Source organism: Candidatus Methylomirabilis limnetica, from assembly GCF_003044035.1.
GTDB classification, from domain to species: domain Bacteria; phylum Methylomirabilota; class Methylomirabilia; order Methylomirabilales; family Methylomirabilaceae; genus Methylomirabilis; species Methylomirabilis limnetica.
In genome coordinates this window covers 123,059-146,261 of the sequence record NZ_NVQC01000013.1, presented here as the reverse complement: position 1 = coordinate 146,261, position 23,203 = coordinate 123,059, and the positions used below count along the sequence as shown (strand labels likewise).

Sequence of the window (23,203 nt, the reverse complement as noted above, 5' to 3'; positions counted from 1 at the left end):
GACATCGATGCAGCTCAACTCACCTCCCAGCCCATTCCGTTCCCTCGAGACCAAGATCGTCATCCCGCTGCTCGTGATCAGCGCCCTCTTGGTGGCGCTGAGCATGTGGGTGACCCAGCGACTGTTCGCGGAGCGGCTTGAAGAACAGGCAGCGTATCGTGTGCACCATCTGGCGAGCGCCGTGAAGGCTGTCGCGAGGATCGCGGGCGAGCCGACGGAGCTCATGCGGATTGTCCACGCCCTGGGTGAGGAGCCGGACGTCACCTTCATTGTTGTAGCAAGCGGGGAGACCCTTCGCGTCTTGGCTGCAACGAAGCAGGCCTGGATCGGCCGGTCCATTTCTGATCTTCCTGAGAAGGACGCGACTCAGCACCTGACCAACACGATGGCGACCCAACAGGAGCACCTTCACTTTCACACCGAGACCAGTGAGTTCGAGCTCATACTACCCTTCGACCTAGATGGCGCAGGAGCCAGCCCAAGGGACAGGGCGGATAGGGCGGTCATGGTCCGTCTGGACGCCCACCCGATCGAGCGCCAGGTGTCCCGGGCCATGTGGCAAGTGCGCGCCATCCTGTTCACGGTCATCCTGCTGACCCTGTTGTTCGCCTGGACGCTGCTCCAGCGGCTGATCCTACGTCCGGTCAGTACCATTCGTGCAACCATGGATGCCCGCACGGCGGGTGAGGCGACGGCGTACGCCCCGGTCTTGGCTGCCGATGAGCTTGGCCGTCTGGCCAGTTCTCTGAATGAGATGCTCGACGCCCTTACCGAAAGCGAGGACAAGTTTCGCGGGCTGGTGAATGCTGCGCCGGACGCCATACTGCTCGTCAACAAGGCAGGACGCATCGTGCTCGCAAATGAAGAAGCGGAGAGGATATTCGGCTATGCGCAGCAAGAGTTGCTGGGCGCACCAGTTGAGATGCTGGTGCCAGAGCGTCTCCGCAGCCAGCACACAGAGCATCGCGCTACCTACACCACCACCCCTGTGACGCGACCCATGGGGGTGGGTCTGGAATTATACGCCGTGCGCAAGGATGGGCGTGAGTTTCCCGTTGACATCAAGCTGAGTCACTATCCCACCAAAGATGGCGGTATCGCCATGAGCGCGATCCGCGACATCACCGCCCGTAAGCAGGCAGAAGCTCAACTGCACCTGCAACACACTGCATTGGAGGCGGCGGCCAACGGCATCATGATCACTGACCGAGAGGGAACGATCACCTGGGTCAATTCCGCCGTCACCCAGCTCACCGGCTACACAGCCCAAGAGATGCTCGGCCGAAATTCGCGTTTCCTCAAGTCAGACCAGCACGACACCGCGTTCTACCAGCAGATCTGGGCAACGATTCTCGCCGGACAGGTCTGGCACGGGGAGATAATTAATCGGCGTAAGGATGGGGGCCTCTACACCGAGGAGCAGGCCATCGCCCCCGTCCGAGACAGCCGAGGTCAGATCACCCACTACATCGCGGTCAAACAGGACGTCACCGCCCGCAAGCAGGCAGACGCTGACCTAGGAGCCGCCCACGCCGATCTCGCCGAATTGTATGAGACGACGAAGGACCACGCCGCGCGGTGGGAGGCGCTCTTCACGCTGGGCCGACTGCTGAACCGATCGCTCGAACTCAACGAGGTCTTTGGGACGTTTGCCCAGGCGGTGGAGTCCTACGTCCCGTATGACCGGCTGGGGGTGATCGTCCCGGAAGTCGACCAGCTCCGGGTGGCCTACTCCGTGGCGAACCCCCCACTCGCCGCCTACCAGGGACAGAGCTGGCCAAAGACGAACGACACGGCGATCGAGTGGATGCTCACCCAGAGGGAGCCTCGACTTGTGCGCGACATGGTAAAGGAGGCCAGGTTCCACGATGAGATGTATATGGTGCAGGAGGGCGTCCGGTCCTCCATTGAGCTCCCGCTTCTGGTTGGAGGGAGGGCAGTGGGGGTCTTCTTCCTCGATAGTTTGACGGCCGGGACGTACTCCGCACGAGACATTGAGCGTCTGCTCCCTCTGGCTGACCAGGTGGCCATTGTCATTGAGCATAGCCGCATGTACAACTCAGTGCAACGTCATGCCGAAGAGCTGAGACGAGAGGTTGAAGAGCGCAAGCGGGCGGAGATAGAGCTCCAACAGGCGAAGTCCGCCGCCGAAACGGCCAACCGCGCCAAGAGTGAGTTCTTGGCCATGATGAGCCACGAGATTCGGACCCCGCTCAACGCCGTCATTGGTATGACGGAGCTCACCCTCGACACCGCGCTTACTGCGGAGCAACGAGAGTTCTTGCAGGTCGTGCTGTCGTCCTCTGAAGCGCTGCTGACGGTCATTAACGATATTCTCGATATCTCCAAGATTGAGGCGGGCCAGATGGTCATTGAGGATGTGGGCTTTCACCTGCGTGAAGTCGTGGAAGGTGTGGCCGAGGTCCTGAGCATCCGGGCCCAGAAAAAGGGGCTAGAGCTGACGTGCTATGTGGATCCGGTGCTGCCATCTCGAGTGCTCGGCGACCCCACTCGCCTGAGGCAGGTGTTGGTGAACCTCGTGGGCAATGCCATCAAGTTCACGGAGCGCGGGGAGGTAGCCATTCAAGTTGAGCAGGCCGCTGCCGCCGCGCCTGGACGAGTTGGGCTCCATGTTTCGGTGGCCGATACCGGGATCGGCATTCCCACGCATCAACAAGCCAGGATCTTTGACCCATTCGCTCAGGCGGATTCCACCACGACGCGGCGATTCGGGGGAAGCGGATTGGGGTTGAGTATCTCAAAGTCCCTGGTCGAGCTAATGGGCGGGCGGATATGGGTGCAGAGCGAGATCGGAAAGGGGTCCACCTTCCATTGTGATTTTGCGGTATCCTTGGCGGAGCCTGAAGCTGAGATACTGCGGGTGGAGGGCGAGGTCTATCCCGATCTGCGCGACGTGGCGGTGTTGGTGGTGGACGACAATCCGACCAATCGCCTGATCCTGCGCAGGACGCTGCAAGCGTGGGGCACCTCCGTAGGGGAAGCATCCGGGGGGGAGGAGGCCTTGGCGTTATTGCGTACGTCGCACACGCACTTTCAGGTCGTCATCCTGGATCATCAGATGCCGGACATGGATGGGGTAGACGTGGCACGAGCCATCCGGCACGATCCAAAGCTCCAGGGGATCAAGTTGGTGATGCTCTCGTCCTGGGAGGGGCTGCTCGCCGGCGTAAGGGAGGAACTGGGGATTACGGTGGTCCTGACCAAGCCGGTCAAACAGTCGAAGCTCTTCGATATGTTGATGGGGCTGCTACGAAGACCGGAGGAAGCGGTGACACTCGCTGAGCCGGCGATCCCGAAGGCAATGCGCCCCACCATCCAGCAACACATCCTGCTGGTCGAGGACAACGTGGACAATCAGAACCTGGTGAGAAGGATTCTGGAGAAGGCTGGGTACTGGGTCGTCATTGCGGGAAATGGGGTAGCAGCAGTGAGCGCCGTGCGGCAGGCCCGCTATGATCTCATTCTGATGGACGTGCAGATGCCGGAAATGGACGGGTTTGAGGCCACTCGAACCATCAGGGCATGGGAACGCGAGCATAACGTAGGACGGACGCCCATTATCGCGTTGACAGCGCATGCAATCGCGGGGTATCGAGAGCAGTGTCTCCAGCTAGGAATGGATGACTACCTCACGAAGCCGCTGAAGAAGGATCTCCTGCTTGCGACGGTGGCCCGCTATCTGGCCGATTACGAAAACCCCCCACCCCCCCTTTTAGCAAAGGGGGGCCACGGTGGTATTTGATAAGTGGGATTTTCGGAGGGAGGTGAAAATGGGGGAACAGACGACTGTTGTCTTTGTTGACGAAGAACTGGCAGACCTGATCCCGGAGTTTTTAGAGAATCGGCGACGGGATGTTGAGACGATCACGCGGCTGGTCCAGGAAGGCAACCATGAGGAGCTCACGCGGTTAGGCCACACGATGAAAGGGACCGGTGGCGGCTATGGGTTCGCAGAGATCAGCGAGATAGGACGGGGGATCGAGGAGGCGAGTGTGCGGGGCGATCGGAAGGCCATCACGACACTGTGCGAGCGGCTGGCAGCGTACCTTGCGGCTGTAACAGTTCAGGTCCGGGGGCAGGTATAGGCAAAGGAGCACATGCGATGCAGCTTGAGCAGCGGAGAGCAGGCGAGGCCTTGGTGGTTGCGCCGCTAGAGGATCGACTGGATGCCAGGGTCGCGACTGATTTTAAGGAGCGGATGGCCGAACTGATCGCTTCGGGGAATACGAAGATCGTGCTGGACCTCTCCAGGGTTGAGTTCATCGACAGCAGTGGGTTGGGGGCGATCGTCTCGAGCCTGAAACGCATGGGGGGACAAGGGGATCTGGTCGTATGCGGATTGCAGGAAACCACCATGACCATGTTCCGGCTCACTAGGATGGACCGGGTGTTTCAGGTCTTTGGCAATGAGCAGCAGGCCATATCAGCCTTAGGCTGCTAAACAAGGATTGGGCAAGTTGAGCGGAAAACGGATCACACTAGCCATCACCAGCGATCTGCAGAATGTGCCGCTTATCGGTCAGGCGGTAGAGCGGTTTTGCTCCCTCATCCCACTGTCCGATGTCGAATCACACCGGATCGCGCTGTGTGTTGTCGAGGCTGTCAACAATGCCATCTTGCACGCCTACGGCAATGAGGCAGGACATGAGGTGGAGGTACTCTTCTGGCAGTATCCCGACCACCTGACCCTTCAGATCTGTGACACGGGAATGGCCATGGATCCGAAGCACCTCAAGCCTCAGGCGGCATCACCCTTCGATTTCGATCCGTGTCGCCTGAGCAGTATTCCAGAAGGGGGGTTGGGGCTCGCGATTATCAAGGCAACGATGGACGATGTGACGTATACCACCTGCGAGGGGAAAAATATCCTGACCTTGACCAGGTTTTTCGGACCGTGTCAAGCCAAAGACGGACCATTGAAAGGGTGACCGATGTCGAACAGAAGGCCTGAGCAGCAAGCGCGGCTGACATCTAAAAAGCATAGCGATGTGGCCCTTACCGTACCTGCCTTTCTAGATACTATCCGCTATCATGCCCGGTACTCGTTGGGCAAAAGGTGGGGGCTCTGTTCCGGTCGCGAACTTTTTACGGCTGTCGCGTTAGCTGTTCGAGACGCCCTCATCGACAGAATGTTGGAGACCGAGGATCGGTATCAACAGACCGATCCCAAGCGCGTGCATTATCTCTCTATGGAGTATCTCCTGGGTCGGTCCTTGAAAAATAACCTGAGCAATCTGCGGATGCTCGATCTTTGCCGAGATGCGCTGCGCAAGATGGGCGTTGATTTTGAGGAGGTGATGGAAGGTGAATGTGAGGCCGCCCTGGGAAATGGCGGGCTCGGTCGCTTGGCGGCGTGTTTTCTGGACTCCCTAGCCACCATGGGTATGCCGGGGTACGGATACGGACTTAACTATGAGTATGGCTTGTTCAAACAGGACATTGACAATGGGTACCAGAAGGAAAAACCGGACAACTGGCTGATCCACGGAAGCCCCTGGCAGATTGAGCGTCCCGATGAGGCCTGCATCGTTCCCCTATACGGTCGCATCGAACACGGCATCGACCGCGCAGGCCAATACAACCCCATGTGGATGGATTGGAAGATCATCGTCGGCGTTCCGCACGACATGCCGATCGTGGGGTTCGGTGGCCAGACGGTGAATGTGCTGCGAGTGTACTCGGCGCGATCGTCCGCGGAATTTGATATGCAGATCTTTAATGAGGGGGACTACTTGAAAGCGGTCGAGCAGCAGATCGCCTCGGAGACCATCTCAAAGGTCCTCTACCCCTCTGACTTGGTCGAAGCGGGTCGGGAACTGCGACTGGTTCAAGAATACCTACTTGTGGCATGCACCCTTCGAGACATTGTCAGGCGCTATGAAAAGAGTCATGCCACCTTTGACCAGTTCGCCTCCAAGGTCGCCATTCACCTCAACGATACCCATCCAGCCCTGGCCGTCGCAGAATTGATGCGCATTCTGGTCGACGAACATGCCCAACCATGGGAGAAAGCCTGGGAGACGACTCAGGCCACACTGTCGTATACCAATCACACCTTGATGCCTGAAGCGTTAGAGAAGTGGTCGGTCTCGCTATTAGAGTACGTCTTGCCACGGCATCTTCAGATCATTTATGAGGTCAACCACCGGTTCCTCGCGCAGGTGGCCTCCGTGTGGCCAGATGACCACGAGCGATTGCGACGCATGTCCCTGATTGAGGAAGGGGAGCAGAAAGCTGTGCGCATGGTGAACCTGGCGCTTGTCGGCAGCCATTCTACAAATGGGGTGTCGGCTCTCCACACCCAAATAGTGAAAACCTCCTTGGTGCCAGATTTCTATCAACTCTGGCCGGAGAAATTTAACACGAAGACAAATGGGGTCACGCCGCGACGCTGGTTGCTTCAAGCCAATCCGCTGTTAGCCGATCTCATTACCAGCACCATTGGGAGCGATTGGATTACTGACCTTGGCAAGCTCAGGGCTTTGGAACCTTATGCGCAGGATCCGGATTTCCAACAAGCATTCATGATGGTGAGGCGATCCAGCAAGACGCTCCTCACTCAGATCATCTATGACCGCTGTCGAGTGGCCGTCAGTCCGGATGCGCTGTTTGATGTTCACGTCAAACGGATCCACGAGTACAAACGGCAATTGCTCAACGTCATGCAGATCATCCACCAGTATCTGCGCATGATCCAAGACGGGATAACGCCGCCGGTACCTCGCGTATACATCTTTGCCGGTAAGGCGGCGCCGGGGTATTGGGCGGCGAAACAGATCATCAAATTAATCACCAGCGTGGGCCAGGTTATCAATGCCGATCCCCGGGTGCAGGGGTTGATCAAAGTGGTCTTCCTGCCCGACTATCGAGTCTCTCTGGCGGAGCAGATCGTCCCCGCTACGGATGTGAGCGAGCAGATTTCCATGGCTGGGACGGAAGCTTCAGGCACGGGGAACATGAAGTTCGCGATGAATGGGGCGCTCACCATCGGCACTCATGATGGGGCCACGATAGAGATCATGGATGAGGTGGGTCAGGAGAATATCTTTCTCTTCGGATTACAGGTCGAAGAGATCCGGCAGATGCGTGCGGGAGGGTCGTATCATCCTCGAACCTACTATCATCGCAACCCCGATATACGACGGCTCATGGACACGTTTGCGTCCGGCCTGTTTTGCCCGGATGAGCCAAGCCGGTTTCGCTGGATTTATGAGTCGGTCCTGGACCGGGGGGACCCATACTTCCACTTGGCCGATCTGGAGTCGTATATCGAGACCCAGGAACGGGTGGCTCAAGCGTTCAAAGACCCCGTGGGCTGGACATGCAAGGCCATCTTAAACGTTGCCAGGACGGGCAAATTCTCCAGCGACCGCGCCATCGCTGAGTACGCCCGGGAGATCTGGAACATCAAGCCATCCTCTAGCCCACCCGATGCGACCGGTTAGATAAGCGACCGCGACTGACAGCCATCGACCGTAACGCACGCTCCGGTCACTAAGCTCGCCTTTTGGGACGCCAGAAAGACCACTACGGCTGCGACCTCCTCGGGACGGCCGAATCGGCCAAGCGGAAGCTCGTCCTTGATAAACTGGGCCATCTGGCTCGGGTTCTCGCGCTGCCGCTTGTCCCACGAGCCACCCGGAAAGAGTGTCGAGCCAGGCGCCACACTGTTGACCAGGATATTGTGAGGGGCCAGCTCCCTGGCGAGTGACTTGGAGAGGCTGATCACCGCCGCCTTAGACGCGTTGTAGGTCATCGCCCCTCCCGACTCTCGCCCCCAGATCGAGGCGATGTTGATGATCCGGCCTCCGCCCTGCCGCTTCATCACCGGCACCACCAGCCGGACCATCCGTAGCGTCGAGAAGAAGTTCAGATCGTACACCTCTCGCCAATCCTCCTCCGAGAGGGCCTCCAGCTCCCCGCGGCGTGACCCGCCGACATTGTTCACCAGCACATCGATCCGGCCATACCGCTCGAGCGTCGCCTGCACAAAGCGCTCGGCCCCATGAGGGTCGGTGAGGTCGGCGGACACCGTGAGGAGTTCGACCCCGTAGGCTTTGATCGTCTCGGCCACCTCTTCCAGTGTTATAAGGCCTCGACCACAGATACTGAGCCGGCACCCCTCCTCGGCACAACCCAGGGCGATCGCCCTGCCGATCCCTCGGCTTCCGCCGGTCACCATCACAACCTTCCCACGCAACCCCAACTCCATGTTGCCCCCTCCTTTACGCTCTCACTTTACCCTAGACCCTATCCCCCACACCCTATGAAGGGTACATCAACTTTGTGGTCTCATCATACGCGATATCTACCCCTGCGACTGTGGCAAAAGATCCTGTACCGTGCAGACAAAGATGGGAACGCAGTGTGAGCTGGATCGCTATGGCCTCTTGCGGTGAGACGTCCCATCGTTGCAGAGTCCGGTTGCGCATGATTCAATATACCCTAAACCCTCTACCCTGTTCTTATGGCGTGAGGCTCCTTGCGGCCGCCATCGGATCGGTCGGACCGAATCCCTTGCCAAGCCGAAACCCATAGTGGATTGCAGCCGTGATGAAGCGCTTGGCGATGGCAACTGCCTCTGGAACCGGACTGCCCTTGGCCAGCTCCGCGGTGATGGCCGCAGAGAAGACGCATCCGGTCCCGTGGGTGTGCGGCGTATCGATCCGCTCGGCATCCAACTCCGTGAAGTGACTTCCGTCGAACAGGAGATCGATCGCGCGACCGCCAAGGTGGCCCCCCTTGAGGACAACGTACCTCGGGCCGAGGCCGTGGATCTGCCGCGCCGCCTGACGCATCCCATTGAGCTCGGTGATCGTCAGCCCTGTGAGCGCCTCAGCCTCCGGCACATTCGGCGTGAGAACAAGGGCAAGGGGCAGCAGACGCTCGACGAGCGCCTTCACGGCATCAGGCCGAAGTAACGACGCCCCACCCTTGGCCACCATCACCGGATCGACCACCAGCCGCATGGTCGCATACGCCTTCACCTTCTCCGCGACCACCTCTATGATCGCTGCGCTCGAAAGCATCCCGGTCTTGGCCGCGTCGATGTGGATATCTTCCAGGACCGAGTCGATCTGGCGCCCGACGAACTCCGGCGGCAGATCGTACACCCCCTGGACACCGACCGTGTTCTGGGCAGTGACCGACGTAATCGCCGATGTCCCGAAGATACCCAAGGCGGCAAAGGTCTTCAGATCAGCCTGGATCCCCGCTCCACCCCCGGAATCGGAGCCTGCTATCGTGAGCGCCGTCCGCATCGGTTTATCACCTCCGTTGTACCGAAGCCGTCATTCCCGCGAAGCTTGTCCCCGCATGCCTTAAGCGGGGAGCGGGAATCCAGCACAGAAAGACTGGATTCCCCCGTATCAAGTACGGGGCAGGCTTGTCAAGCCCAGAATGACAATCACTGTAAAGGGACTTATGGGACACTATACTGGCGGGACATAGCAAACCACGCACGGGTGCTTGCCCGGCCGACGTCCTCTGGATATCGTCCACGTACTCCACCGGAGACTGCCCGCCCCATCCAGCATCCGGTCGACCTCTGCCACAGCAACCGCCGGATCGTTGGTCTCCGCCTGAAGAAAAGACCCCATGGCCAATTACAAGTACCATGCTGGCCACCGGGGATCTCGGTTAAAGGGGGCGATTGGTCCACGCTTAAGTTGTTGGGTATCATCAATATCTGACGAACAGGCTATCCAACGGTCGCTTCCTGTGCAAGCGTTTTGTTCAAAAGTTGTCCAATTGGCGCGTCATGAGTATCGTGTTGCCTTACATGCATCAATATCGTAGAGTCCATTCAAGGAGTGTCGGCTAATATCTGTTAGCCCCATCGGGGGGGAACCAGAGGGTAGAGACAACGCCGCACACTGAAGTGACTTCGGCGCGGATCGTTCCTGGCCGGTGCGCGCCTCACCCGCTGTAGGTACGATGAACGTGGGAGACACGTCATGATCGGTGTTCTCGAGAACAATCGCCAAGCGATAGCTGCGGCCTGCGTGCGCCATGGTGTGGTACGGCTGTACGCGTTCGGTTCGGCTTTGCATGATGACTTCAAACCGGATGAGAGCGACCTGGACCTGTTGGTCGAGTTCGGGCCGATGGAGCCGTACGCTCGAGTCGAGGCCTACTTCGGCATGCTGGAAGAACTCCGGACCGTATTAGGCCTGAAGATCGACTTGGTCATGGTGGGGGCCATCAAAAACCCGTACATCGCCCGCGACATCGAGCGTACGAGGCAGATGCTTTATGCCGCGTGATGCGCGTGCCTACTTGGCCGACATCATCGAGTCGTGCGACGCGATCACCGTCGCGGTTCGAGACCTTAATCTCGCCGGGTATGAAAGCAATCGCCTCGTCCGCTCTTCGGTCGAGCGCGAGTTCATCATCATCGGAGAGGCGGCCGCGGCACTCGGCCGAGTCGCACCGGATGCCTTCGATGCAATCACGCGGGCACGGAGGATCGTGGACTTCCGCAACCAGCTTACCCACGAGTACCCGACCGTGGATGACGCTGTCGTGTGGGCGATCGTCGAACACGATGTATCGGTGCTTCAGCGCGAGTGCATGTCGCTCATGCCTTGCGTCGCCCCCAATGACGAGGTGGGCTAACACCGCGTTGGAGGGGGCAACAGGTCCACGCCTGAGGTGTTGGGTATCATCCATATCTGACGACCAGGCTATCCAACAGGGGGTTCCTGTGCAAGCGTTTTGTTCAAGGATGTTCCAAGGGGTGTGTCACGAGTATCGTGTTGGTATAGCACGCACCAATATCGTAAAGCCCGTCCAAGAAGTGTCGGCTAATATCTGTTAGGGCACTCAATATGGCGCGAATTCCACCCAATTCAGTAGGGCTCGCGGGAGAATTTGCCGTCCTATCGCAATTGACACTGCGGGGCTACGACGCAGGCATGACTCTGGGTCATACGAAGAACATCGACATCCTGGTGCTCGACCCCCGCAGGGGCGCACGTTACGAAGTCGAGGTTAAGACAAACCTCGAGACTCGCACCCGCGACAGTGATTCAAGGCTCTTTGAAACATTCGTTACCGATTGGCAGATGAGCGCCAAGCACGAAGGCGTCATTGACCCGAACCTGTTCTACTGCTTCGTGCACATCAATTCGAGCCGGACTGAGTTGTCGAAGTACGCGTTGCGATTTTTTATCGTCCCGAGTGTCGTCGTTGCCAAATACGTGCGAGACGAGCATCAACTATGGCTCAAAGACAACCCGGCGCACCGCACCAGCGACCGGCGTCTATTTCGCATCGGTCTTCCCAATGATCGCCCGATCGCCGTCCCTGCACCGCTGGCTTCGGTGTATGAAGACAACTGGGACTTTGCGTCGACGCCTTCAATTGTCGGCAAGCCCACTGAGCAGCGAGGGCACCCTAACAGCACGCCCAACACGGACGCGCGCAAGAGCGGCGCGCGCCGGTTGACGTGAACGTTGGGCCTATTTCACTATTGACGAAAGAGTACGATGTGATTACATTGTAATTATATCAAGGTTGGTTGGAGGTGGTATTCGATGAAGGCAAGCATCGTTCGCATCGGTAATTCCCAAGGCATTAGAATCCCCAAAGTGGTGTTGGAGCAGACCCATCTGAGTGGCGAGGTTGAGCTTCAGGTTGGGGACCGCCAGATTATCATTCGCTCAGTGAAAAAGCCGCGCGAAGGCTGGGCGGAAAAGTTCCGGGCCATGGCGGCAAGGGGCGATGACAAGTTGTTGGATGCGGATGCGGCTAGCCAGACTTCCTGGGATAAGGAAGAATGGGAATGGAAGTGAAACGGTTTGAAGTCTATCTGGTAAACCTGGACCCTACTGTTGGAAGCGAGATCAAGAAGAGTCGCCCCTGTCTGATCATCTCGCCGGACGAATTAAACCGTTTCATTGCCACAGTCATAGTTGCCCCAATGACCACGAAGGGGCGAGATTATCCCTCTCGGGTTTCTTGTGTTTCCCAAGGCAAGCAAGCCCAGATTGTTCTCGACCAGATTCGAACTGTCGACAAATCAAGATTGGTGAAAAGATTGGGGAAAGTTGGGCCGCAAACACAGTCGGCGGTTTTCTCGACTTTGGCGGAACTGTTTTCGTGAAAAGACCTAACTACCGCTTGCAGTTGACGGCTCGCCATTGATGAGGCGTGAGCGCCCGCAGATGAAGCGGAGCGTTAGGCCGCCGTGGCGCGACGAGAGGGCGCGAAGGTTCTCGCTATCTCGCGACTCGAGGCTCCCAGCGCCAGAAGGGTTCTAATGAGCAGGTCCAAGACACCGAGGGATCGTCGGCTTCCATCTTGGCGACCCTGGACTGGCTGGACTTCACCAGTCTTGCCAGACCGCCTTGGGTGAGCGGCGACTCGCTTCACTCGGCTAAAAGCTTCAACGCCTCAGACATCACCACGTATATCTCACCGTGTACGTCACGACCCGCTCGCCGTCTTTGGCTACGGTGATCGGGAAGTGGATGGTGCCGGAGTCGAATTTGGTCCACTTGTGGCTCGACGCGGTGATCTCCCAGTTGTTCCCGCGATAGAGCGTCTCTTTGACGAGCACGTCCACGGGTTCGTCTTTGTGGTTGCGAATGCGAATCTCGAAGCTCTCGGTCATGACGTGCCGGCCGCTGTCCACGCGGAAATCGGTGCGCTTGCGTTCGCCGACGACGTCGAACGCGTCGCCGATGTGCAGCTTGATCGTCTCGTCCTTCGGCGTGTGATCAATCTCGTCTTCGCCGATGAATTCCAGCGCCGCATCGGCCTCGTCGCGTTTGTAGAGTCGCACCTTGCCCTTCGGCAGTGCCATGCCCATGTGATTGTCCTTCGAGTTCTTGACCTCGATGATGATGTTGACCTTCTTGTTGAACTCCTGGCTGCCATACTCCGCCGACGTGTGCAGTCCACCGTAGAACCGGAATTGCGGCGCGCCCTCGTAGAGCAACACCTTCTTGACCGGTACGTCCGCCGCCTTAAGCAATTCGATCTGCTTCGTTTGGTTGTCGGCGACCGTGCTGGGCCGTTGCAGCGTGTACAGGTGATACTCGAAGAACGCTTTTTCCTCGAATTGTGGCGCTGCGGCCGCTTCCATCGCCATCGCGCCTTTTATGGCGTATGCGCGAGACGGCGGCTGGACCCGGCGCACGTCTCCGGCAATAAGTTTGAGCCTCGCGTCCTTATAGGTCGCGCCGGACGTGTTGTTGATTGTCACCCAGCCGCCGAGGTCCAGCCCGGTATCCTTGGCGTTGAGCACGGCGTTGTAAGAGGCCTGCCAGTTCAAGCCGCCGGTCTGATAGGCGACCTCGACGAGATGCGTGCCTGGTTTCTCTGTCGCGAGCTTCCACACCAGCGTCGGCTTCGCAATCAATCCTTCCGGTAACGCGCCAAACTGGATGTCTTTGACGTTGTCGCCGCGCTGCACCATCACGATCTCGCCCTTCTCCCCGTACTGCCGGATGACGAGTTGGTTCGCGTCGAAGCTCATCAGGTTGCCGGAATAGCGCGAGCCGTCCTTGGTGAGCACCGCGATCTGTTTGTCGATGTATTTGTGCAGGAGCTTGTCCGCGGAGACGAGGTCATACTCGTAGTTCTGCTCCAGCACACGCGCGGCGGGATCGGTGAGCGATTTGAATTGCACGCTCGTGCCGTCAATCTGCGCCGCCACGTTCGTGAACCGGACCACGCCAAGCTTGTCCTTGATCTCGACGCCTCGTTTCTCGCGCACGACCCCGAAGCTCTGATTGTAGATCGTCAGCGCGACGCCTTCATCGTCCGCCTGTGCCGGTAACGCCAGCGCGAGCGTGGCTACAATTGTCAGGATTGAACGCACATTCATGTCTTCCACCTTTCTATCCGCCTGTTGTAGGCCGCGCCGCCTGACGCATCCCATTGAGCTCAGTGATCGTCAGCCCTGTGAGCGCCTCAGCCTCCGGCACATTCGGCGTGAGAACAAGGGCAAGGGGCAGCAGACGCTCAATGAGCGCGTTCACGGCATCAGACCGAAGTAACGGCGCCCCATTCTTGGCCACCATCACCGGATCGACTACCAACCGCTGGATCGCATGCGCCTTCACCTTCGCCGTGACCACCTCGATGATCGCTGCGCTCGAAAGCATCCCGGTCTTGGCCACGTCGATGGCGATATCGTCAAGGACCGAGTCGATCTGGCGCCCCCTACGAACTCCGGCGGCAGATCGTGCACCCCATGGACGCCGATCGTGTTCTGGGCCGTAACCGACGTAATCGCCGATGTCCCGAACACACCAAGGGCTGTGAACGTTTTCAGATCGGCATGGATCCCCGCTCCACCGCCGGAATCGGAGCCCGCGATGGTCAACGCTCGCCGCATCAGTCTCTCACCTCCGTTGCTATGGCCAACACCTGACGGCCCCACCGAGCAACCGGTCGGCCTCTACCACAGCAACCACCGAATCGTTTGTCAGCGCCTGGAGAAAAGAGTCTATGGCCACCTGCAAGTACCCTGCTGGCCACCGGGAATCTGGGGCAAGGGGGCGACGGGTCCACACCTGAGGCATTGGGTATCATCCCTAGCTGACGAACAGGCTATCCAACAGTGGGTTCCCGTGCAAGCGTTTTGTTCAAGAGTGTTCCAAGGAGTGTGTCACGAGTATCGTGTTGCATTGCACACACCAATATCGTAGAGTCCGCCTAAGAACTGTCGGCTAATATCTGTTAGCCTCATGGGGAGAACCAGATGGTAGAGACAACGCCGTATGCGGAAGTGACTTCGGCGCGAGTGCGTGTCGCTCATGCAGCGCGTCGTCCCCAATGACTTTCAGGGGGGCACTACATGACCCTGCCCAGGCGGCCCCTGGCGCAGACCAATGTAACGACAACCCTCGCTGACGCGGAGCAATCACAATGATCCCCAGTCATAGCAAGATCCTGATCGTGGACGATGACCCCGACATTCGGGAGGTGGTGCGTGATCGGCTGAAGGCCATGGGGTTCGAGGTCGTGGAGGCAGAAGATGGTGTGCAGGCGCTGACGCGGCTGAGAGAGAACTCGCTGACCATCACCCTCCTTGATCTTATGATGCCGAAGAAGAGTGGCCTCGAGGTGCTGAAGGCGATCCGCGATGAGGGGATCGAGACGACAACTATCGTAATGACCTCGTATGGCACCATCGATAAGGCCGTGGAGGCGATGCGGGCCGGCGCGTACGACTTCTTGACCAAACCGTTTAGCCCGGGGCATCTGGAAGTGGTTATCGGCAAGGCGCTAGAACGGGAGGCGTTGAAGCGGGACAACCTCCTACTGTCAGGGGAGGTCAGGGGACAAGATCGGCCGATCATCGGGCACAGCCCGTCGATCCTGAATGCCATCGAGGCCGCCAAACGAGCGGCGGCCAGAAGTTCTACGATTCTCCTGCAGGGGGAGACTGGAACCGGCAAGGAGGTATTCGCGAGAGCTATCCATCAATGGAGCCAGCGGCGGGATCAGCCCTTTGTGGTGGTGAACTGCGTGGCAGTATCGGAAGATCTGCTTGAGAGCGATTTGTTCGGGCATGAGCGCGGAGCCTTTACGGGCGCGCACCAGCGCAAGCGCGGGAAGCTGGAGCTGGCCGACGGCGGGACGGCCTTCCTCGATGAGATCGGCGATCTGAAGCCGCACCTACAGGCAAAGCTGCTCCGTGTCCTTCAAGAGCACGAGTTTGAGCGGGTCGGCGGGACGAGGCCGATACGGGTCGACCTCCGCTTCGTTGCCGCCACGAATCGCCGCATGGACAAGGCGATCCGCGAGGGGTTGTTCCGTGAGGATCTCTACCGCCGTCTCAATGTCATTACCGTCTCGCTCCCCCCACTCCGAGACCACCTGGAGGACATTGTCTCCCTCACCAATCACTTCCTCACCCAATACTGCGACCGCATGGGAAAGCGAATTAAGGAGATCACTCCGGACGCATGGGAGTTACTGCGACACTACCACTGGCCAGGCAATGTGAGAGAGCTGGCGAATTTTATCGAGCGGGCCGTTGTCCTGAGTACCCGCGATCGGATCACCTCGGAAGACCTCCCACTGACTGTCCTTGCCGGCGCACCGGAGTCGCCTGCTGGAGAAGCGCCTCGCGACTTCCATGAAACTGTGGTGGCTTACAAACGACAGGTCATCCGGGAGACCCTGTACCGCTCAGGAGGCAATCAATCGAAGGCTGCGAGCGCCCTTGGCCTGCAGCGGACCGACCTTGCCCGCCTGATCAAAGAACTACAGATCCGCGAGAAGAGCTGATCTCACGCCAGTAAAAGAACCCGCCCATTTTTCCCACCCTCCCCCATCAAGAGGGAGCATGCGCGTACATTCAACGTCGCTCGCCGCCATCCCTGGCGAGTAATCTCGACCGTTAGGCGTAGAGGGCGCATGTAGTTTGAGCTGGTCAGGATGGGGGTGAGGACTCATGCCCGTGAGCGGAGATCACCCCCAATTGCTGCATGACGAACCCAAGGAAGTTGTGCTGCGCCCATCGCTCCACGATCTTCCCTCCATCGATACGGTAGATGGCAATGCCAGTCATCTCGACCGGCTTCCCAGTTGGCTTGATACCCTTGAATTCGCCTTGATGCGTTCCGATTCCGCTCACTCGGATCACCACCCGGTCTCCCTCGGCAATCAGATCGTGGATGACATGGGTGCCGTCTGGGAACGCGGTCGCGAACACCCTGAACGCCTGCTTGATCCCTTCAAGCCCGGGCTGAAGATTAGGGATCGGCGGTGGGTCGTGATCGATCAGATCGGCGGAGAAGAACTCATCCATCGCCGCGAAATTCTGCTTATCGGTTTCCTCGTAGAGACGACGCACCAAACGTTTGTTCTCTTCGGTCGACATTTCATGCCTCCTGAACATGAGTGATGTTTAGGGGTTTAGGCTGAAGGCTGAAGGTTATTTCGAGGAGCGGCGAAGCTCGCGATCAATGATCCCCTGAAAGGCCTCCAATGGCAGGGCGCCAACGACAAACCGCCCGTTGATAAAAAGGGTCGGGGTCCCGGTGATACCGAGGCGCGTCCCTTCCTGGACATCAGCGGCGACCGCTGCTGCGTGCCTTCCACTGTCCAGGCACGTAGCGAAGCTGTTGGCATCGAGCTTCAACTGCTCAGCGAATCGTTTGAAGTCTGCGGGCGTCGCTTGAGCCTGAGACTCAAAGAGGAGGTCGTGGTATTCCCAGAACTTTCCCTTCTCGCCAGCGCATCGCGCCGCCTCAGCCGCCTTCAATGCCTTAGGATGAAGACCGGCGATCGGGAAATCCCGGAACGCTAACCGTACTTGCTTAGGATAGAGCCGCACCACCTCTTTCAGTGTCGCGATGACCCGACTGCAGTACGGACATTGAAAGTCGGAGAACTCAACGATGGTGATTGGCGCATCCTTTGGGCCTTGAGCAAAGGCCCCTTCCGCACTCACCGGGATCCGAATCGGCTCTGGTTCCTCCAGGAAGCGCTCAACCTTGGCGCGTTGCAGGAGGCCGGCCAGATAGGTACTGCGCGTCTCTTGTAGTTTCTGACCCACCAGGTGCTCGCGAACCTTAGGGCGAATCTCGGCTTCCTGCCCCTGAAGCCGCGCCTTATTCTGCGTTATGAATGCCGTGACCTCTGTGTCAGTGACCCCAGGCGCCTTCGAAGTAACCTCGGCCTTCAATAGCTCCTCAACCGTGATCGCGCGCCGCTTAGCCTCGAGTGCCAGAAGGCGCCCCGCGATCAGTTCCTCCAGCTTCGACGCCATGAGCTGGAATTTCTGATCTTGCAGCTTGGCAAGCTGCGGGGCCAGCGCCTTCTCGAGCTCATCTAGCGTGACTATCTGGTCACCCACCTTTGCAGCCACTCCCGGATCTACCGATTTGGCTGGCGGCCCCCCACCAAACGCAGACTGCTCAAATAGAACTGCCCATAAGAGAAAGGCTACGCCGATCGCAATGGCCCGGCCTTCAGATCTGCTCTTTCCCACTAACAGCATGATACACTCCTTACTCATTGGTTTCAGAAGCCTGATTACGCTAAGCCTGGACCAGAAAGTTTCGCATCATGTCCAGGTCCTCGTGCTCGAGATTGTGACAGTGATAAAGATACAGGCCCGTGAAATGGTCAAAGCGTTTGAGGATCGTGACCTTTTCCCCCGGCATCACAAGCACCGTGTCCTTCCAACCATTATCTACGAACCCTTGACTGACCGAAGAGTAATGTCGTTCAAATCCGGGGGCCATCTCTCGCTTGAGCACCTGAAACTGCTGACCATGGATATGCATCGGGTGGGCCATCATCATCCCGTGGGCACGGTGGTCCCGATTCACGAATTCCAGTAGCTGCATGGTATTCAGCGGGATGATCTCCTCTTCAGCTACCCTGGTCATTTCAAACGAGCGGCCGTTCAGTCGTGGCGACATACCCCTCATGGACAGATGAATGGACTTGGGCTTCTGGGCATTGGCAGCATCTTGCGGCCGGTACCGCTGAATCTGCGATAAGCGGCGCGGGAGGACACGCTGATCACGTTCCTCCCGTACAATGCGAGCTGTCAGGATAGAGAACTCCGCCCCGTGAGGCAGTGCGGCGCCCATCCCGCCCATCATCCCGCCTCGCATGCCGCGCCCCATCCCCATCATGCCGCCGCCCATGCCCATCATGGGCATCACACCAGAGAAGGCAGCGCTGCGCAGCGTAATTTCGTCACCGAGCTTTCGGCCGCGAAGGTCTGCCCAAAGGTCTACTCGTTCACCGGGGGCCAGCATCAGATAGTTGCGGACCTCCGGGCTTTCCAGAAGCCCCCCATCAGTGCCGATCACGGTCAACGGGCTCCCATCGTTCCAGGCCAACTTGTAGATGCGGGAATTCGATCCGTTGAGGATCCGAAGGCGGTAGACTCGGGTAGCCACCGGGAGGACAAAATCCGGTTTGCCGTTGACCAGCACCCGATCGCCCAAGAACCCCCTGAACCGATCATGCATATGTCCGATATAGCGCAGTTGGTTGTGGTCATCAAAGCTGCGATCCTGAATGACCAATGGAATATCATGCTCATCGCGCGGCAGATCCAGTGACTGCTCCTCAGCATCAGTCACGAGGATCAAACCCGACAGACCGTAGTAGGCCTGCTCAGCGGTCCGATGGTGGGTGTGCGGGTGGAACCAATAGGTGCCGGCTCGATCGAGGACCGTGAATTCATACACAGAGGTCTGACCGCTGCCTATCTGATGCCGAGGGTGGCCGTCCGCCTTCTCAGGCACATGCAGGCCATGTTGATGGATCACGCAGGGTTCTGGCAGTTTGTTGTGGAAACGGATGCGGACCTTTTGCCCCTGGCGCAACCGTAGTATGGGGCCGAGATAGCTATCCGGGATATCCTCCACGGTGCCGGGCGGCCCCTTGACCAACTCCCCCGAGAACTTCCATACCTTTGTCGGACGACCCGGTAGGATCGGACTCTCTGCTGGCTGGGCTGTTATTCCGACCTCGATATCCGGCTCCGACTGACCCGAGCGTTCCTGGGAACCCTGTTCGTCCGCCGCAAATAACCACTCCGGCACTACTGCCGTAGCCACTGCGGTGAGACCGAGGTATTGCAATAGCCTTCTCCTGGAGAGATCAGTAGCTTCACTCATGGGAAGCAAACCTCCTGCGAAAGGACGTGAGGGCGTGAGGCGTGAGGCGTGAACGGCTGGTAGCCCACTTCGAGCAAACATAGTGCATGTGGAGAAATAGTCTTAGATGCATTGTTGCGATCTTTTCCTTCAAGTATCGCTTTAAGATCTTCAGGCCGTAATCTTCCCCTCCCAACGTCCAGCAGAGTCCCCATGATGATCCGAATCATGTGGCGGAGAAACCCGCTCGCCACGATCTCAAGCAACAGGTGATCCCCCTCCTGCCGTAACTCAGCTACCAATACCGTTCGGATCGAAGATTTTACGGAACTACCAGCCGCTTGAAAGGCGCTGAAATCGTGGGTACCGATCAGGGTCTTCGCGGCATCAGCCATGGCATCTATCTTGAGTGGGTAAGGGACAAATAAGGTGTATCGACGCTCGAGGGCGGATGGGTATGGGCGCGTAAGGATGGTATACCGGTACCGCTTCCACTTCGCCCAGAGCTGAGCGTGAAAGTCGTTGTCCATCTCCTCCACCGCCGTCACGACGATATCGGGCGGCAGAACACTGGTCAGGGCTCGCCGGAGAATGTCTGGTGGATGGCTGAATTCAGCTCGAAGACTGGCGACCTGACCGAGGGCGTGGACGCCGGAATCGGTTCTGCCTGCACCCATGACGTGGACGCCCTTCCCGACAATCCGCTTGACCGCTTTCTGTAGCGTTCCTTGAATGGTGGTCATTCCAGGCTGAACTTGCCAGCCATGATAGTCTGTCCCATCGTATTCGATCGTCAATTTGAAGGTAGGCATCACTGCTTCGAAAGTCCCCCCCACCCGTCCCCTCCCCCTCCGAGGGGGGAGGGTTGGGGAGTGGGTGATTGGTCCTGGTGTTCATCTCTAAGGGCAAATAAAAGTTTAATGAGGTATTGTCCTAAAAGACGAACAGGAGCGCCGATTCAGCGCTCCTGTCATGGATTATCTTTGAAGATCAAGGGTTGGCTGTTCAAAGATAGCGGTCCACTAACAGCTCAGCGATCTGAATGGCGTTCAGGGCCGCCCCCTTTCGAAGCTGGTCTCCCACCACCCAGAGGTTGAGGGCATGATCATTCGTAAGATCTTCTCTGATCCTACCGACAAAGCAGTCGTCCTTGCCGGCCGCGAAGATCGGCATCGGGTAGCGGCCTGCTTCTGGCTCATCGATCACAACAAGTCCCGGCATCTTCGAGAGTAACTCCTTTGCCCTATCTACCCCAATCTTTCGTTCCGTCTCGACGTTCATGGAAACTGAATGGGCTGTAAAGACGGGGACGCGTACGGTAGTGGGAGAGACCCCGATCGATTCGTCTCCCAGGATCTTCCGGGTCTCAAAGACAAGCTTCAGTTCCTCTTTCGTGTAGCCATTCGGCTGGAACGTGTCAATGTGAGGAATGAGGTTGAACGCAATCTGCTGGGGGAAGGCGCTGACCTCGATCGGCTCGCCCCTGGCCCAGGCTAACGTCTGCCGTCTCAACTCCTCGATCCCCTTCGCCCCCGCACCGGACACTGCCTGGTAGCTCGAAACGATGACACGCCTGACCCGGCCATAGTCGTGCAGCGGCTTGAGCGGCATGAGCATGACGATCGTGGTGCAGTTGGGGTTGGCGATGATGCCACGAGCCTGATACCCGGCAATCGCGTCCGGGTTGATCTCCGGAATGACGAGCGGGACATCGGACTGCATCCGGAACGCGGAGCTGTTATCGATGACGACCGCGCCCGCCTTGACAGCCGCCGGGGCGAACTCCTGACTGCGGGTGGCGCCGGCCGAAAAGAGGGCGATATCAATCCCCTGGAACGAGCCATCGTCCAGCCGCTCGACCTTGATCTCCTCCCCTTTGAAGGTGAGGCTCTTCCCGGTTGAGCGCTCGGAGGCCAGGAGCTTCAGTCGTCGGACGGGAAAGTTCCGCTCTTCGAGCAGTCGAAGCATTGTCTCTCCGACCGCGCCGGTGGCTCCGGCGACCGCTACCGTGTATGTTCTGTTCGCCATGTCACGTCCTCGCGGTCACAGTCCCCTTGGCGCGGCCATATCTTTGGGAGGCCGAGCCGCGCCGACAATCTTATTGATCGCGTTCAGGTAGGCTCTCACGCTGGCCTCGATGACATCGGTAGAGGTTCCTCTGCCGATTACGGTATGGCCATTGACTTCCAGCTTCAGGACCACCTCGCCCAACGCGTCCTTCCCGGCGGTGATGGCCCTGATCGAGTAGTCAGCCAGCCGCCCTTGGATCTTCGTGATCTGGTCGATCGCTTTGTAGGCCGCATCCACCGGGCCATCCCCCCAGCCTGATTCCTGGAAGATCTCGTTCTCTCGCTTGAGCCGCACGGTGGCAGTGGGGACGATGTTGATACCGCTCGTGAACTGCAGATACTCAAGGGTATAGGTCTCGCCGGCAGCCAGGGCCTCCTCCTCGACGATGGCCAGCAGGTCGTCGTCGAACACCTCTTTTTTCTTATCGGCCACGATCTTGAACCGGATGAAGGCCCTGTTTAAGGCCTCTTCAGCCAACATCACGCCCAGCTCCTCCAACCGCTTCTTAAAGGCGTGCCGCCCGGAGTGCTTCCCCAGAACCAGTCGGCTCTGAGGCACCCCCACTGATTCGGGGGTCATAATCTCATAGGTGAGCGGCTTCTGCAGCATGCCGTGTTGGTGTACACCGGCCTCGTGCGCGAAAGCGTTGGCGCCGACGATGGCCTTATTCGGCTGGACGGGGATCCCGATGATGCTGGTCAGGAGCTTGCTGGACCGGTAGATCTCCTCCGTATTGACCCCGACCTCGAAGTCCAGCAGGTCTTTTCGTGTCCGCAGCGCCATTACGATCTCTTCCAGAGAGGCGTTTCCGGCACGCTCACCGATTCCGTTAATGGTACATTCAACCTGTCTGGCCCCGTTTCTGATCGCCTCCAGCGAGTTCGCCACCGCCAGCCCAAGGTCGTTATGACAGTGGCAGCTTATCACCGCTTTGTCGATGTTGGGCACCCGATCGAACAGATTCTTGATCCGGGCTCCAAACTCCCAGGGGACACCATAGCCGACCGTATCTGGAATGTTGATCGTGGTGGCGCCAGCCTTGATCACCTCCTCAACAACCTTACAGAGATAATCCTGCTCGCTCCGATGAGCGTCCTCTGGTGAGAACTCGACATCGTCGGTATAGCGCCTGGCATGCTTGACTGCCGTAACAGCCGCCTGCAGGACATCCTCATGGGTTGATTTCAGCTTGTAGGTGATATGAATTTCGGAGGTGGCGATGAAGATATGAATCCGTGAGCGCTCAGCATATTGCAACGCCTCCCAGGAGCGATCGATGTCGATATCGCGAGCTCGGCAGAGGCTGGCAATGATCGGTCCGTCCTTCAGGTTCTGGGCGATCGTCTTGACCGCCTCGAAGTCGTCTTCGGAGGCGATAGCAAAGCCGGCCTCGATCACGTCCACCTTAAGACGCGCCAGTTGCCGGGCCATTTCCAGCTTCTCCCTGGTATTCATGCTGCAGCCCGGCGCCTGCTCGCCATCCCGGAGCGTGGTGTCGAAGATCATAATACGATTGCCCATCTTAT

The 23,203-nt window shown here is 58.5% G+C and carries 21 protein-coding genes and 1 pseudogene; 11 read left to right on the top strand and 11 right to left on the bottom strand.

From position 1 onward, the window contains the following. Positions 1-7 precede the first annotated feature (7 nt). The 5 genes from CLG94_RS03555 to CLG94_RS03535 are packed head-to-tail and all read left to right on the top strand — an operon-like array spanning position 8 to position 7,466. Complete coding sequence (locus CLG94_RS03555; RefSeq protein WP_107561504.1) at positions 8-3,763, top strand: response regulator; 3,756 nt, start codon at positions 8-10, stop codon at positions 3,761-3,763. Positions 3,764-3,791: 28 nt separating this feature from the next. Beyond that, on the top strand, positions 3,792-4,106 hold the full coding sequence (locus tag CLG94_RS03550; protein WP_107561518.1) for an Hpt domain-containing protein: 315 nt from the start codon (positions 3,792-3,794) through the stop codon (positions 4,104-4,106). A gap of 17 nt (positions 4,107-4,123) precedes the next feature. After that, positions 4,124-4,462 carry an STAS domain-containing protein gene (locus CLG94_RS03545; RefSeq protein WP_107561503.1) on the top strand — a complete coding sequence of 113 codons (339 nt, stop codon included), beginning with the start codon at positions 4,124-4,126 and terminating at the stop codon, positions 4,460-4,462. Positions 4,463-4,478: 16 nt separating this feature from the next. Next, complete coding sequence (locus CLG94_RS03540; protein ID WP_161954003.1) at positions 4,479-4,949, top strand: ATP-binding protein; 471 nt, start codon at positions 4,479-4,481, stop codon at positions 4,947-4,949. A 3-nt stretch (positions 4,950-4,952) separates the two neighbouring features. Next, the gene (locus CLG94_RS03535; protein ID WP_107561501.1) at positions 4,953-7,466 is read left to right on the top strand and encodes a glycogen/starch/alpha-glucan phosphorylase; all 2,514 of its coding nucleotides are present in this window, start codon (positions 4,953-4,955) and stop codon (positions 7,464-7,466) included. On the opposite strand, the gene CLG94_RS03530 is transcribed toward CLG94_RS03535, so the two are convergent. The 3 genes from CLG94_RS03530 to CLG94_RS13245 all read right to left on the bottom strand — a co-directional run bounded on the left by CLG94_RS03530 (position 7,463) and on the right by CLG94_RS13245 (position 9,620). Continuing rightward, positions 7,463-8,233, bottom strand: coding sequence for an SDR family NAD(P)-dependent oxidoreductase (locus CLG94_RS03530; RefSeq protein WP_107561500.1), 771 nt, complete (start codon positions 8,231-8,233; stop codon positions 7,463-7,465). The genes CLG94_RS03535 and CLG94_RS03530 overlap by 4 nt on opposite strands. A gap of 253 nt (positions 8,234-8,486) precedes the next feature. Then, entirely contained in the window at positions 8,487-9,281 is a 795-nt protein-coding gene (gene thiD, locus CLG94_RS03520) for a bifunctional hydroxymethylpyrimidine kinase/phosphomethylpyrimidine kinase (protein ID WP_107561499.1), read from the bottom strand. 171 nt (positions 9,282-9,452) lie between these two features. Further along, positions 9,453-9,620, bottom strand: coding sequence for a hypothetical protein (locus tag CLG94_RS13245; protein ID WP_161954002.1), 168 nt, complete (start codon positions 9,618-9,620; stop codon positions 9,453-9,455). A gap of 357 nt (positions 9,621-9,977) precedes the next feature. Here CLG94_RS13245 and CLG94_RS03515 point away from each other — a divergent pair, with 357 nt between their 5' ends. The 5 genes from CLG94_RS03515 to CLG94_RS03495 all read left to right on the top strand — a co-directional run bounded on the left by CLG94_RS03515 (position 9,978) and on the right by CLG94_RS03495 (position 12,127). Continuing rightward, entirely contained in the window at positions 9,978-10,286 is a 309-nt protein-coding gene (locus tag CLG94_RS03515; protein ID WP_107561498.1) for a nucleotidyltransferase family protein, read from the top strand. After that, positions 10,276-10,638 (top strand): HepT-like ribonuclease domain-containing protein, encoded by a 363-nt coding sequence (locus tag CLG94_RS03510; RefSeq protein ID WP_107561497.1) that lies wholly within the window; start codon positions 10,276-10,278, stop codon positions 10,636-10,638. Before CLG94_RS03515 ends, CLG94_RS03510 begins: the two co-directional genes overlap by 11 nt. A gap of 212 nt (positions 10,639-10,850) precedes the next feature. After that, positions 10,851-11,474: a hypothetical protein gene (locus tag CLG94_RS03505; protein WP_107561496.1), complete on the top strand. Its 624-nt coding sequence runs from the start codon at positions 10,851-10,853 to the stop codon at positions 11,472-11,474. A gap of 84 nt (positions 11,475-11,558) precedes the next feature. Then, positions 11,559-11,816: an AbrB/MazE/SpoVT family DNA-binding domain-containing protein gene (locus CLG94_RS03500; RefSeq protein WP_107561495.1), complete on the top strand. Its 258-nt coding sequence runs from the start codon at positions 11,559-11,561 to the stop codon at positions 11,814-11,816. Next, on the top strand, positions 11,801-12,127 hold the full coding sequence (locus CLG94_RS03495) for a type II toxin-antitoxin system PemK/MazF family toxin (protein ID WP_107561494.1): 327 nt from the start codon (positions 11,801-11,803) through the stop codon (positions 12,125-12,127). Before CLG94_RS03500 ends, CLG94_RS03495 begins: the two co-directional genes overlap by 16 nt. A 297-nt stretch (positions 12,128-12,424) precedes the next feature. On the opposite strand, the gene CLG94_RS03485 is transcribed toward CLG94_RS03495, so the two are convergent. Both CLG94_RS03485 and thiD (CLG94_RS03480) read right to left on the bottom strand, forming a co-directional pair. After that, complete coding sequence (locus CLG94_RS03485; protein WP_239993105.1) at positions 12,425-13,855, bottom strand: DUF4139 domain-containing protein; 1,431 nt, start codon at positions 13,853-13,855, stop codon at positions 12,425-12,427. A gap of 31 nt (positions 13,856-13,886) precedes the next feature. Then, positions 13,887-14,371 (bottom strand): annotated as a pseudogene (thiD, locus tag CLG94_RS03480) (bifunctional hydroxymethylpyrimidine kinase/phosphomethylpyrimidine kinase); the annotation flags it as partial. A 530-nt stretch (positions 14,372-14,901) separates the two neighbouring features. Here thiD (CLG94_RS03480) and CLG94_RS03475 point away from each other — a divergent pair. Beyond that, positions 14,902-16,269: a sigma-54-dependent transcriptional regulator gene (locus CLG94_RS03475; protein ID WP_107561492.1), complete on the top strand. Its 1,368-nt coding sequence runs from the start codon at positions 14,902-14,904 to the stop codon at positions 16,267-16,269. Positions 16,270-16,414: 145 nt separating this feature from the next. On the opposite strand, the gene CLG94_RS03470 is transcribed toward CLG94_RS03475, so the two are convergent. The 6 genes from CLG94_RS03470 to CLG94_RS03445 all read right to left on the bottom strand — a co-directional run bounded on the left by CLG94_RS03470 (position 16,415) and on the right by CLG94_RS03445 (position 23,198). Further along, entirely contained in the window at positions 16,415-16,864 is a 450-nt protein-coding gene (locus CLG94_RS03470; protein WP_107561491.1) for an ester cyclase, read from the bottom strand. A gap of 54 nt (positions 16,865-16,918) precedes the next feature. After that, positions 16,919-17,986 carry a thioredoxin domain-containing protein gene (locus CLG94_RS03465; RefSeq protein WP_161954000.1) on the bottom strand — a complete coding sequence of 356 codons (1,068 nt, stop codon included), beginning with the start codon at positions 17,984-17,986 and terminating at the stop codon, positions 16,919-16,921. A gap of 40 nt (positions 17,987-18,026) precedes the next feature. Then, a complete protein-coding gene (locus CLG94_RS03460) occupies positions 18,027-19,628 on the bottom strand; it encodes a multicopper oxidase family protein (RefSeq protein ID WP_107561489.1) in 1,602 nt (533 codons plus the stop codon). Continuing rightward, positions 19,625-20,419, bottom strand: coding sequence for a tRNA pseudouridine(38-40) synthase TruA (gene truA, locus CLG94_RS03455; protein WP_107561488.1), 795 nt, complete (start codon positions 20,417-20,419; stop codon positions 19,625-19,627). The genes CLG94_RS03460 and truA overlap by 4 nt, the downstream gene beginning before the upstream one ends. Positions 20,420-20,612: 193 nt before the next feature. Beyond that, positions 20,613-21,635 (bottom strand): aspartate-semialdehyde dehydrogenase, encoded by a 1,023-nt coding sequence (locus CLG94_RS03450; protein WP_107561487.1) that lies wholly within the window; start codon positions 21,633-21,635, stop codon positions 20,613-20,615. 15 nt (positions 21,636-21,650) lie between these two features. After that, entirely contained in the window at positions 21,651-23,198 is a 1,548-nt protein-coding gene (locus CLG94_RS03445) for a 2-isopropylmalate synthase (protein WP_107561486.1), read from the bottom strand. Between the last annotated feature and the right edge of the window lie 5 nt (positions 23,199-23,203).